This is a genomic window from Streptomyces sp. NH27 (genome assembly GCF_056859195.1).
On record NZ_JACEGK010000223.1, the window covers coordinates 1 to 12,090 of the forward strand.

The following is a 12,090-nucleotide window of genomic DNA, read 5'->3' on the forward strand; positions in this document are numbered from 1 at the left end:
ACCGGCGGTTCTTCACCATCTCCGACCTGATCGCGGTCCGCGTGGAGCGGCCGGAGGTGTTCGAGGCGACCCATGCGACGGTGCTGCGGCTGCTGCGGGAGGGCGTCGCCGAGGGCCTGCGGATCGACCACCCGGACGGGCTGGCCGACCCGGCGGGCTATCTGCGGCAGTTGGCGGAGGCGAGCGGGGACCGCTGGACGGTGGTGGAGAAGATCCTCCAGCGCGGCGAGGAACTGCCGGCGGACTGGCGGTGCGCGGGCAGCACGGGATACGACGCGCTCGACCGGATCGACGGGCTGTTCACCGATCCGGTCGGCGCGGCCCGAGTGGCGGACTTCTACCGGGAGTTCACCGGGATGCCGGCCGGCGGCGGCGGGCGCTGGCATCCGACGGTGCGGCGGGCCGCGTACCGGGTGGTGGGCCGGGATCTGGCGGCGGAGGTCTCCCGGCTGGTGCGCAGCGCGGACCGGGCCCGGCGGGCGCGGCAGATGGGGGGCGAGGGCGCGCAGGTCGTAAGCCCCGAGCGCCAGGGCGATACCCCTTACGTAGCGGCCGATGACGTAACGGCCGACCACCGGGAGGCCGACCCTTACGCGCCGCCGTACGCGCCGGAAGTGCTGGCGGACGCGCTGCGCGAACTGCTGGTGCGTATCCCGGTCTACCGCTCCTACGTACGGCCCGGCGCCGAGCCCTCGGACGCCGACGTCATCATGCTCACCCATGCCGCGAAGAGGGCGATCGGCGACTGTGGCCGGCGCCTGGCCCCCGCGCTCGGCATGCTCCGCGACCTCGCGCTCGGCCGGCTCGACGCCGCCGGCTGCGCACCCGGCCCCGACGCCGACGACTTCGTCGTCCGCTTCCCGCAGGTCGCCTCCGCGCTGCACGCCAAGTCCGTCGAGGACGCCGCGTTCTACCGGTACGTCCCGCTGCTGCCGCTGTGCGAGGTCGGCCGCGACCCCGGGTCGCCGGCCGTCTCCCCCGAGCAGTTCCACGCCTACTGCGAGCAGCGGCAGCGCACCCGGCCCGCCGCCGGCACGGTGCTGTCCACCCATGACACCAAGCGCGGCGCCGATCTGCGGCTGCGGCTGGCGGTGCTGTCCGAACGGCCGGACGCCTGGCGGGAGTGGCTGACCGCCGGGTCGGCCCACACCGGCCAGGGCGGGTCGGGGCAGGACGGATCGGGGCAGGGCGGCGCGGCCGCGCCCGACCGGCACACCGAGTACACCGTCTACCAGACCGCGATCGGCCTCGGCTCCTGCGACCCCGACCGGCTGCCGCCCGCCGCCCTGAAGTCCGTACGCGAGGCGGGCCTGCACACCACCTGGACCGAGCAGGACGAGGCGTACGAGAAGGCGGTCGCCGACTTCACCCGCGAGGGCCCGTGCGGGGCTCGGCGGCAGGACGTGAGCGCCTTCGCCGCGGACCTGGCGCCGTACGCCACCGCGAACTCGCTCGGCGCGGCCCTGCTGCACCTGACCATGCCCGGCGTGCCCGACGTCTACCAGGGCACCGAGTTCCCCGTGTACACGCTCGTCGACCCCGACAACCGCGGCCCGCTCGGCGAGGCCGAACCCGGCAAGGTCAGGACCGGCGTCGACCGCACCCTGGAGCGGGTGCTGATGCCGTGGCCGGACGGCGCCGGGCCGCAGGGCCCCGACGAGGTGAAGCTGCGGCTGACCGCCGTCGCGCTGCGGCTGCGCCGCGACCACCCGGAGTGGTACGGCCCGCAGGCCGGCTACGCCGCGCTGAGCGCCGACGGCCCGGCCGCGGCACACTGCGTGGCCTTCGTCCGCGGCAACGCGGCCCTGACCGTGGTGACCCGGCTGTCCCGGCGGCTGGAGGAGTCCGGCGGATGGCGCGGCAGCGTCCTGCCGCTGCCGCCGGGCCGCTGGCTCGACCGGATCAGCGGCGCCCTCCACGAGGGCGCGGTCCCCCTCGCCGGTCTCCTCGCCGCCTCCCCGGTGGCATTGCTCACCCGCGAGTAGGCGCCCCTCGGCGCCCCGCCGCCACGGTCCCGCACCCCCTTGAGCGCCTGCCCGGCCGTGTCCGTGCGGTCATGCCGCGTCCGGACATGTCCGGGGCCGTGCGGCTGTCCGGTCAGGCGGCTGTGCCCCAATCGCCGCGTGGGGCGGTGGCCTTCGCCCACAGGGTGAGCAGCCGGACGTACTCCTCGGTGCGTTCGGCACTGGCGGGCATGTCCATGAGGGTCCGGATCCGGTCGTTGATCTCAGCCTCCGTCGGGCGCACGGCGTCCACGGCGAGAAGGGTCAGGTGCACCACCACAGACTACGCTTTCCCGGCTAAACAGCCGATATACGGCCAGGTCAGGAGGTATGGGATGAGTGGTCGGCTTACGACCTGGGGAGTGATGGGGAGCGGGCTCGCGCCCCGGACGGCACCGCCCCACTGATTCGTTGCTGATCGGGGCACGAGAAACTCGACGTGTCGGACGTATCAGCGGAACGAGACGAGAGCAGCGCGCCCATGGCACCGAGCATCCCGAACTTCGAGCAGCAGCGCGTCAAGGTCGCCGAAGGCGTCACCCTGAACGTCGCGGTCGGCGGCGCCGGCCGCCCCATCGTGCTGCTGCACGGCTTCCCGCAGACCCACCTGATGTGGCGGCACGTCGCCGCCGACCTCGCGGCGGACCACACGGTGATCTGCCCGGACCTGCGCGGCTACGGCGCGAGTGACAAACCCGCGGACCCGGACGGAACCGCGTACGGCAAGCGCACGATGGCCGCCGACACGGTCGCGCTGGCCCGGGCGCTCGGGCACGAGCGGTTCGCGCTGGCGGGGCACGACCGGGGCGCGCTGGTCGCGTTCCGGGCCGGGCTCGACCACCCGTCCGCGGTCACCCACCTGGCCTGCCTCGACGTGCTGCCGACGCTCGACATGTGGGCGGCGATGCACGGCACCTCGGCCGCGGTCGGCTTCCACCTGTACCTGATGGCGCAACCGCCGGGACTGCCCGAGCAGTTGATCGCGGGTGCATCGGACGCGTTCTTCGGGCACTTCCTCGACGCGTGGACGGGCGATCCGGCCGCGATCCCGGCCGACGTGCGCGCCGCGTACCTGGCCGCCTGCCGCGCCGCGATCCCGTCGATCGTCGCGGACTACCGGGCCTCCGCCGGGATCGACGTCACGCACGACCAGGCCGACCGCAACGCGGGGAACCGGCTGCGGATGCCGGTCGCCGTGCTCCAGCAGGACTGGGGTGCCGCACTCGGCTACGACGCCCGGGCGCTGTGGAGCGCGTGGGCCTCCGACCTGGTACACACCACCGTCGGCTGGGGCCACTTCATGGCGGAGGAGGCGCCCGGGGAGGTCGCCGCCGCCCTGCGCGACCTGCTGACCCGCTGAACCGGCGCGGGGCCCCGGAGACGAGCTGGACTTCGGGTACGAGACGCTGGCGCTGCCGGGCGAGCCGGACCAGTTGCTGGTGGCGTACACGGTGCCGCCGGGCTCGCCGACCGCGGAACGGCTTGCGCTGCTGGCCAGTTGGAGCGCGGCCGGGAGCGGCGCGGACTCCGGTGCGGGGGCCGTGGTCGCCGGCGAAGCCGGGCCGTCGGAGCAGCCGGACGGGCGCGGCCGTCGGCCCTGACGGCCGCACCTCACGGCCGCCTCTGACAGCCGAGCCCGGCCGCCGGCCCTGACCGCCGACGCCGTGGCGCTCACGGCCGGGCCGTGGCCGTATCCCCGTCGGCGGGATGCCCGGCAGGACCGTCCGCGGCGCCCCCGGACGGCTCGTACGGGTGGGCGGCCAGCAGTTCCGCGAAGGCCGCGCCCGCGCCGTCCAGCGGCACCCGGGCGATCACGAACAGGCCGCGCCGCCAGGGCGGGTCGAGCCGGACGGTCGCGGAACCGGGTGAGGCCGCGTAGGAGGGCACCGCCACGACGCCGACCCCGGCGGCCGCCATCCGCACGGCCGTCGAGGTGTGCTCGGTGCGGACGGCGGTGCGCGGGGTGAAGCCGACCTTTTCGCAGGCGAGGTCGATGAAGGGGCGCCCGTCGACCACCGGCTCCATCGCGCACCGCACCCAGTCGCGCTCGGCGAACGCGGCCAGCGGCACGACCCGTTCGGCGGCCAGCGGGTCGCCGGGCGGCAGCACCACCACGATCTCCTCCTCGCCGATCGGGACGAGCGTCATGCCGCCGGTGCGGGTCGCGGCCCGTCCGGGGTCGTGCCCGACCGCGAGATCGGCCACCCCGCGCTCCATCGCCTCGACCAGGTCCTCGCCCCGGGAGTACTCGCGCAGCACCAGCCCCACCCCGGGCCGCTGCCGCCGCCAGCGGGCGAAGACGGAGGGCAGCAGCCCGGCCGCGATGGAGTGCACCGCGGCGATGTGCAGTTCGCCGCCTTCCGCTCCGGCGGCGGCACGGGCGGCCCGCTCGGCGCGTACGGCGCTGCGCACGGCGAGTTCGGCATGTGGCAGGAAGGCCCGGCCCATCGGGGTCAACCGCACCCCGCGCGGCAGGCGTTCGACCAACTCCCCGCCCATCTGCCGTTCCAGCGACTTGAGTTGGTGCGACAGGGCGGGCTGGGTGACGTGCAGCGCCTCGGCCGCGCGGGTGAACGAGTCCGCGTCGACGACCGCGAGGAAGTACTCCATCTGCCGCAGGCTCATGCCGGCTCCTCTCGCTCACGGGCCGTACCGCGCCCCGCACACCGCCGGCCCGAGCGCCGAGCCGAGGTCATGCACAACGTGCATCGTATCGACAAGATTCAGGACTTGGACTTATGGCTCAGGCCGGCCGGAGACTGGCCGTCATGGAACCCCGCACAGCACCGCACCACCAGAATCAGAATCCGGATCAGGATCAGGATCGGACAGGCCGGGCCCGGACCCGGAATCAGGGCCAGGACCGGGCCTGGTCCGGCGACGACCCCCGCACCGCCGACGTCATCGTGATCGGCGGCGGCACCGGCGGCTACAGCACCGCGCTGCGGGCCGCGGGGCTCGGCCTCGACGTGGTCCTCGCCGAGCGCGACCTGCTCGGCGGCACCTGCCTGCACCGCGGCTGCATCCCCAGCAAGGCGATGCTGCACGCCGCCGAACTCGTGGACGGGATCGCCGAGGCCCGCGAGCGGTGGGGGGTGAAGGCGACCCTCGACTCCGTCGACTGGGCGGCGCTGACCGCGACCCGCGACGGCATCGTGGCCCGCAACCACCAGGGCGTCACCGGCCACCTCGCGCACGCGGGGGTGCGCGTCGTGCACGCCTCGGCGAGCCTGCGCGGGCCGCGCACGGTCAGCGCGGGCGGGACCGCGTACACCGCGCGGCGTGGGATCGTCCTGGCCACCGGGTCGCGGCCGCGGCTGCTGCCGGGGCTGGCCCCCGACGGGCGACGGGTGGTGACCAGCGACGACGCCCTGTTCGCACCAGGGTTGCCGGAGTCCGTACTGGTGCTGGGCGGTGGCGCGATCGGCGTCGAGTACGCGTCGCTGCACCGCTCGATGGGTGCCCGGGTGGTGCTGGTCGAGGCCGCCGACCGGCTGCTGCCGCTGGAGGACCCGGAGGTGTCGCGGCAGTTGACGCGCGGGCTCAAGAAGCGCGGCGTCGAGGTGCTGACCGGGACCCGCCTGGAGGACGCCGGGACGTACGACGCCGGGGTGCGGGCGACGGTGCGGACCGCGCGCGGCCAGGCGGTGGTCATGGACGTGGAACGGCTGCTGGTCGCCGTGGGCCGGGAGCCGGTCACCGACGGCCTCGACCTGGCCGCGGCCGGGCTCGGCCGGGACCCGCGCGGGTACGTGGCGCCGGCGGACTGGGGCCAGCTGGAGACGGCGGTGTCCGGTATCCACGTGGTCGGCGACCTGCTGCCGCCGCCGTCGCTCGGCCTGGCGCACGCGTCGTTCGCGGAGGGCCTGGTGGTCGCGGAGACGCTGGCGGGGCTCGACCCGGCGCCGGTGGACTACGCGTCGGTGCCGCGGGTGACCTACTCCAGCCCGCAGACGGCGTCGGTCGGCCTGACCGAGGAGCAGGCCCGCGCCCGATGCGGCCCGGACCAGGTCGTGGTGAACACGATGCCGCTGACGGCCGTCGCGAAGGGCATGGTGCACGGGCTGGGCGGCAGCGTGAAGGTGGTCGCGGAACGGGGCGGGCCGGTGCTCGGGGTGCACCTGGTCGGGCCGAACGTCTCGGAGATGATCGCCGAGAGCCAGCTCGTGGTGGGCTGGGAGGCGGAGCCGGCGGACGTGGCGCGGCACGTCCACCCGCACCCGACGCTGTCGGAGGCGGTCGGCGAGGTGTTCCTGACGCTGGCCGGGCGGGCGCTGCACCAGGTGGGCTGAGCGAAGGCGGGAGCGCGGCCGGACAACGGGAGCGGGGCCCGGAAAACCGCGGCCGGAGGAAGGCGGGCCCGGACGATGCGGGCCCGGACGATGCGGGCCCGGAAAAGCGATGGCGCCCGCCGGGCGGGTGGGCTATGGTCGCCGGACACGTCCAGCCAGGACCCGGAAGAGGAGGCGAGAGCGATGTCGACATCCACTGTGCCGCGCTCCCGCCCGTCCGCTGGACGTTCGTGACCCGACCGGGAGCGCACCGCTGACTCCCGAAGGACTCACATGTCTGACCAGCACCTTCCCCTCCAGGGCTCCGCGCCCGGGAGTGTCCCCCTCTCGCTCCGCCCGCTCACCGCGGGCGAGTCCGCCCTGTTCGCCTCCCTCCCCGTCGCGGAGAAGCTCGGCCGCGCCCTGCTCGGGCAGGAGTTCGCGCTGCTCGACGCCGGCGGCGAGTACCGCGCCGAGTGGTCGTGGGTCGCGCTGCGCGACGGCGTCGTGGTGGCCCGCGCCGCGTGGTGGGCCAAGCCCGACGACACCGAGCCGATCGTCCTCGACTGGTTCGACTTCGCCGACGGCGAGCAGGCCGCCGCGGTCGAACTGCTGCGCGCCGCACCGCTGTCCGCCGAGTACAGCCTGATCCTGCCGCCCGGCTGGCGCGACCGGCCCGACCTGCGCGCCGCGTACGAGGTGCGCGCCGCGGCCGTCGAGGCGGCCGGGATGCGCAAGCTCGTGGACCGCTACCGCTACACCTGGACCGCGGGCGAGGACGCGCTGCCCGCGCGCACCGGCCGGCTGGTGTACCGGCCGGAGCCCGACGACTCGGCCTTCCGCGCGGTGATGGCCCGGACGATGTCCGGCACGCTGGACGCGCACGACCGGCGGACACTCGACGAAAACGGCCTGGACGCCGCGTTGGACGAGACCCTCGGCATCCTCGACTGGATGCCCTCCCCCAACGACTGGCGGCGCGTGGCGTACACGCCCGACGGCGAGCTGGTCGGCCTGCACATCCCGGCGGAGAACACGACGACGCCGTGCATCGGCTTCATCGCGGTCGTCCCCGAACAGCGCGGCCACGGCTACTCCTACGACCTGCTGGTGGAGTGCAGCCACGACCTGCTGGACCGCGGCGCCACCCGGATCGCCGCGGCCACCGACCAGCCGAACTTCCCGATGGCCCGCAACTTCGCCCGGGCCGGCTACCCGATCACCCAGGAGCGGGTGGACTTCGTCTAGACGAGGCGGTCCCCGGGCATGCATGTGCCCGGGGACCGGGTTCGCCGACCGGGTACCTCACCGTAGGACGAGCGGGACCGGGTAGGACGACGAAGCAGGGCCGGGACGACCGGGCCGGACAGGAGCCGTTGCGTGCTGTTCGAGGTGTGGGCGCCGAACGCCCGCCAGGTGGAGGCGCTGATCGACGGGCAGGCGTACGCCATGGGGCCCGACCCCGCGCGCACCGGCTGGTGGCGGGCCGAGCTCGTGGCGGGGCACGGCACCCGGTACGCGTACCGGCTCGACGGCGGGCAACCGCTGCCCGACCCGCGCTCGCGCCGGCAGCCGGACGGGCCGGACGGGCCGAGCGCGGTGGTCGACCAGGACGCCTTCGGGTGGTCGCCGCCGTGGCCGGGCCGCGGGCTGCCGGGCGCGGTGCTCTACGAACTGCACGTCGGCACCTTCACCTCCGAGGGCACCTTCGACGCCGCGGTGGAGCGGCTGCCCCACCTGGCCAGGCTCGGCATCACCCATGTGGAGCTGATGCCGGTCTGCCCCTTCCCCGGCATCAACGGGTGGGGATACGAAGGGGTGTCGCTGTGGGCGGTGCACGAACCCTACGGCGGCCCCGAGGCGATGAAGCGTTTTGTCGACGCGGCACACGGGCACGGCCTGGGCGTCGTCCTGGACGTGGTGCACAACCACCTCGGCCCCTCGGGCAACCATCTGCCGCCGTTCGGGCCGTACTTCACCGACCGGCACCACACCCCCTGGGGCGACGCGGTCAACCTCGACGCGCCCGGCTCCGACGAGGTGCGGGACTTCCTGATCGGCAGCGCGCTGGCCTGGCTGCGCGACTACCGCCTCGACGGTCTGCGGCTGGACGCGGTGCACGCGCTGGTCGACACCCGCGCGCTGCACTTCCTGGAGGAGTTGTCCACCGCCGTGGACGGGCTGTCGGCCGCGCTCGGCCGGCCGCTGTTCCTGATCGCCGAGTCCGACCTGAACGACCCGCACACCACCGCGCCGCGCGAGGCCGGCGGCCTGGGCCTGCACGCCCAGTGGAACGACGACTTCCACCACGCCGTGCACACCGCGGTCACCGGCGAGGCGCAGGGCTACTACGCCGACTTCGCCGCGGGTGGGCCCGCCGCGCTCGCGAAGGTACTGACCCACGGCTTCTTCCACGACGGCACCTGGTCGTCCTTCCGCGGCCGCCACCACGGCCGCCCGATGGACGTGGCGACGGTGCCCGCACACCGCCTGCTCGGCTACGCCCAGACCCACGACCAGGTCGGCAACCGCGCGACCGGCGACCGGCTGACCCCGCGGCAACTCGGTGCCGCCGCCGCGCTCGTGCTGACCTCGCCGTTCACCCCGATGCTGTTCATGGGCGAGGAGTGGGGGGCCACCACGCCCTGGCAGTTCTTCACCGACCACGCCGACCCGGAGCTGGCCGCGGCCATCACCCGGGGCCGGCGGCGGGAGTTCGCCGAGCACGGCTGGGCCGAGGAGGACGTGCCCGACCCGCAGGACCCGGCCACCCGGAACCGCTCCTGCCTGGACTGGGCGGAGGCCGAGAAGCCCGCGCACCGCGAACTGCTGGAGTGGTATCGCGCGCTGATCGCCTTGCGCCGGGCCGAACCCGCCTTGACCGCGCCCCAGTTGGACACGGTCACCGCCACCGCCGGCGGCCGGACGCTGCGGATCGCCCGCGGGCCCTTCCGGGTACTGGTGAACTTCTCCGACGCCCCCGCGCGCATCCCGCTCAACACCCCCTGCGACATCGTGCTGGCCCGCCCGGCCTGCCGTACCCTGCCCGGCCCGGCCGTCCAGCTGCCGCCGCGGGGTGCGGCGGTGCTGCGCGCCCACGACGCGGCCCCCGAGCGAGTTACGGTGGAGGAGTGACCGACAAGCACCCGGACCACCGGCCCGCAGCGGACGAGCCCGCGGAGCCCCATCCTGCGGAGCCTCGCGCGGACTGCGTGCTGTGCGGCGAACCCACCGAGTACCCCAACAGCACCAAGGGCGCGACCCTCTGCCCGGTCTGCGCATGGCAGGAGGCCCAGCGCACCGCCTGCTCGGGCTGAGCGCCGCCCGGCGCCGGACGGCGCACCGGATCACGCCCCGCCCGCGCACCGGCTCAGGTGGCGAGCAGCAGCTTGCGGTAGTGCTTCAGGTCGATGTCCGGTTCCGGATAGGCCGGGTCGATCCGCTCCAGGTGCTCCAGCAGCAGTCGGCTGATCGCCCAGTTCCGGTACCACTTGCGGTCGGCCGGGACGACGTACCAGGGCGCGGCCTCGGTCGAGCACCGCTCCAGCGCCGCCTGGTACGCCTCCCGGTAGTCCGGCCACCGCTCGCGTTCCTCGACGTCGGTCGGGTTGAACTTCCAGTGCTTGTCCGGCCGGTCGAGCCGGGAGAGCAGTCGGGCGCGCTGCTCCTCGGGGCTGATGTGCAGGAAGACCTTCAGCACGGTCACGCCGCTGTCGGTGAGCGACTGCTCGAACCGGTTGATCGCGGCGTAGCGACGGCTCCAGACCGACCGGGGCACCATGTCGTGGACCCTGACGATCAACACGTCCTCGTAGTGCGAGCGGTCGAAGACGCCGATCTCGCCGGGGTGCGGGAGCGCTCTGCGGATGCGCCACAGGAAGTTGTGGCGGCGCTCCTCCGCGGTGGGCGCTTTGAACGCGCGCACCCGCAGGCCGGCCGGGTTCAGGCCCGACACGACGTGCTTCACGGTGCCGCCCTTCCCGGAGGTGTCCATCCCCTGCAGGACCAGCAGCACCCGGCGCTGGTCGCCTCCCACGGCGCTCTGCGCGAACAACCGCTCCTGCAGTTCGGCGAGGCGCGACCGCATCTGCTCGATCTCGGCGCGGCCGTGCTTTTTGTCCTTCGGGCCGCCGGGAGTCCCGTGCGGGTCGTACGCCGACAGGTCCACCGGGCCGCCGCCCGGCGCCACGCGCAGCAGCGTTCGCAGTTTCTTCGCCATGACCCGATCCTGCGGGTAATCCCGATGCCCGCGCCATCCGCCCGGGTTGCCCGTCCGCGGGAGTTCCCGGGCCTTGCGGTCGGCGGTGGCTGGGGGCACTCCCCCCTGGTTTGCGACCCTCTTTTCGCGGAGGGACCCGCACAAACTCAAGGCCCAGGGGCGCGGGGAACTGCGCGCACAGCAGGCCACCGGCCTGTGGCCGGGAAGGAGACCGGAACCGTAACGGCGCGTAGCCGATGGGCGGGAGGAACGGCGCGAGAACCCCCCACCGGCAGGTGGTCCCGGGGTCGACAGAACCACCCGCCCCAGGGGGTCAGGCGAGCCGGGAGGATTCGCGGGCGAGGGAGGTGAGGCGGGACACGGCCCGGAAGTACTTCTTCCGGTATCCCCCGCCGAGCATCTCCGCGGAGAAGAGCTGGTCGAAGGGCGCCCCGGAGGCCATCACGGGCACTTCACGGTCGTAGAGCCGGTCGGCGAGCACCACCAGGCGAAGCGCGGCGGCCTGGTCGGTGACCTGCCGCACCCCGCGCAGGAACACCGCGTCGACACCGTCGACGAGGGCCCCGTACCTGCTGGGGTGCACCTGTGCGAGGTGGGCGGTGAGCGGCTCGAAGTCGTCGAGCGCCGCGCGCGGTGTACGGGCGGCCGCCGCGGTGACCTGCTCGTCGGTGTACGGGGCGGGGGCCTGCGGCAGCCCCCGGTGCCGGTAGTCGTCCCCGTCGATCCGCAGCGACGTGAACCGCGCGGACAGCCCCTGGATCTCCCGCATGAAGTCGGCCGCGGCGAACCGGCCCTCGCCGAGCCTGCCGGGCAGCGTGTTGGAGGTCGCGGCGAGCCGCACCCCGGCCGCGGAGAGCCGGGCGAGCAGCGTGGAGACCAGGACGGTGTCGCCCGGGTCGTCCAGCTCGAACTCGTCGATGCAGACCAGCCGGTGGGAGCTGAGCGCGTCGACGGCCGGGCGGAACCCGAGCGCGCCCACGAGGTTGGTCAGCTCCACGAACGTGCCGAACACCTTCTGCTCGGGCGGTGCGTCGGTGGCGTGCCACAGCGACGCGAGCAGATGGGTCTTGCCGACGCCGTAGCCGCCGTCCAGGTAGATCCCGCCCGGGGTGCTCGGCCGCTCGGGCGCCTTGCCGCGGAACCACTTGCGCCGGGCGGCTCCCGGGGCCGGCCCGCCGAGCCCTGCCGCGAACTCCTCCAGCGCGCGCACCGCACGGGCCTGGCTGGGCTGTGCCGGGTCCGGGACGTAGGTCGAGAAGCGGACGGCGTCGAATCTCGGCGGCGGTACCAGTTCGGCCAGTAGGCGCCCGGCATCCAGATGCGGGTCACGCTCCGTGAGCGCGACCGGTGCGGCTATTCCTGCGGCGACATCCCCTGGCACGGCATCCCACACTACCGGTAGGGACCACGTGTCCCGCGCACGGGTGGCGGGCGGGACAGGGAGGACGGGCAGGTCGGCGAGGGCGGGCAGCCCCGCGACGTGACGGGACCGGCGGGCGCGCGGCGTGGCCGAACGGGCGACCGCGCACGGACCTGGCGGACTGCCGCGCACGGACCTGGCCGAAGACTCCGGCACGGCGCGTCGCGAGGTGACGGG

The 12,090-nt window shown here is 74.5% G+C and carries 11 protein-coding genes; 7 read left to right on the forward strand and 4 right to left on the reverse strand.

Annotated elements, in window-relative coordinates:
* A partial coding sequence (locus AC13HU_RS19270; protein WP_483043140.1) for a malto-oligosyltrehalose synthase occupies positions 1 to 1,985 on the forward strand: 1,985 nt, incomplete at its 5' end.
* Between the two features lie 112 nt (positions 1,986 to 2,097).
* On the opposite strand, the gene AC13HU_RS19275 is transcribed toward AC13HU_RS19270, so the two are convergent.
* Complete coding sequence (locus AC13HU_RS19275) at positions 2,098 to 2,277, reverse strand: hypothetical protein (protein ID WP_483043141.1); 180 nt, start codon at positions 2,275 to 2,277, stop codon at positions 2,098 to 2,100.
* Positions 2,278 to 2,484: 207 nt separating this feature from the next.
* Between AC13HU_RS19275 and AC13HU_RS19280 the strand changes: the two genes are divergently transcribed.
* Complete coding sequence (locus tag AC13HU_RS19280; RefSeq protein WP_483043142.1) at positions 2,485 to 3,363, forward strand: alpha/beta fold hydrolase; 879 nt, start codon at positions 2,485 to 2,487, stop codon at positions 3,361 to 3,363.
* 25 nt (positions 3,364 to 3,388) lie between these two features.
* The gene (locus tag AC13HU_RS19285) at positions 3,389 to 3,604 is read left to right on the forward strand and encodes a hypothetical protein (RefSeq protein ID WP_483043150.1); all 216 of its coding nucleotides are present in this window, start codon (positions 3,389 to 3,391) and stop codon (positions 3,602 to 3,604) included.
* A gap of 70 nt (positions 3,605 to 3,674) precedes the next feature.
* Here the strand turns inward: AC13HU_RS19285 and AC13HU_RS19290 are convergent, their stop codons facing one another.
* On the reverse strand, positions 3,675 to 4,628 hold the full coding sequence (locus AC13HU_RS19290) for a LysR family transcriptional regulator (RefSeq protein ID WP_483043143.1): 954 nt from the start codon (positions 4,626 to 4,628) through the stop codon (positions 3,675 to 3,677).
* Between the two features lie 143 nt (positions 4,629 to 4,771).
* Between AC13HU_RS19290 and AC13HU_RS19295 the strand changes: the two genes are divergently transcribed.
* The 4 genes from AC13HU_RS19295 (at position 4,772) to AC13HU_RS19310 (ending at position 9,591) form a co-directional block, all read left to right on the forward strand.
* The gene (locus AC13HU_RS19295; protein ID WP_483043144.1) at positions 4,772 to 6,295 is read left to right on the forward strand and encodes an FAD-dependent oxidoreductase; all 1,524 of its coding nucleotides are present in this window, start codon (positions 4,772 to 4,774) and stop codon (positions 6,293 to 6,295) included.
* Between the two features lie 273 nt (positions 6,296 to 6,568).
* The gene (locus AC13HU_RS19300; protein ID WP_483043145.1) at positions 6,569 to 7,522 is read left to right on the forward strand and encodes a GNAT family N-acetyltransferase; all 954 of its coding nucleotides are present in this window, start codon (positions 6,569 to 6,571) and stop codon (positions 7,520 to 7,522) included.
* Positions 7,523 to 7,654: 132 nt separating this feature from the next.
* Positions 7,655 to 9,409: a malto-oligosyltrehalose trehalohydrolase gene (treZ, locus tag AC13HU_RS19305; RefSeq protein ID WP_483043146.1), complete on the forward strand. Its 1,755-nt coding sequence runs from the start codon at positions 7,655 to 7,657 to the stop codon at positions 9,407 to 9,409.
* Positions 9,406 to 9,591, forward strand: coding sequence for a hypothetical protein (locus AC13HU_RS19310; RefSeq protein WP_483043147.1), 186 nt, complete (start codon positions 9,406 to 9,408; stop codon positions 9,589 to 9,591). Before treZ ends, AC13HU_RS19310 begins: the two co-directional genes overlap by 4 nt.
* 53 nt (positions 9,592 to 9,644) lie before the next feature.
* Here the strand turns inward: AC13HU_RS19310 and AC13HU_RS19315 are convergent, their stop codons facing one another.
* On the reverse strand, positions 9,645 to 10,493 hold the full coding sequence (locus AC13HU_RS19315) for a polyphosphate kinase 2 family protein (RefSeq protein ID WP_483043148.1): 849 nt from the start codon (positions 10,491 to 10,493) through the stop codon (positions 9,645 to 9,647).
* Positions 10,494 to 10,806: 313 nt separating this feature from the next.
* Positions 10,807 to 11,874, reverse strand: a complete 1,068-nt coding sequence (zapE, locus tag AC13HU_RS19320; RefSeq protein WP_483043149.1) for a cell division protein ZapE — start codon at positions 11,872 to 11,874, stop codon at positions 10,807 to 10,809.
* Between the last annotated feature and the right edge of the window lie 216 nt (positions 11,875 to 12,090).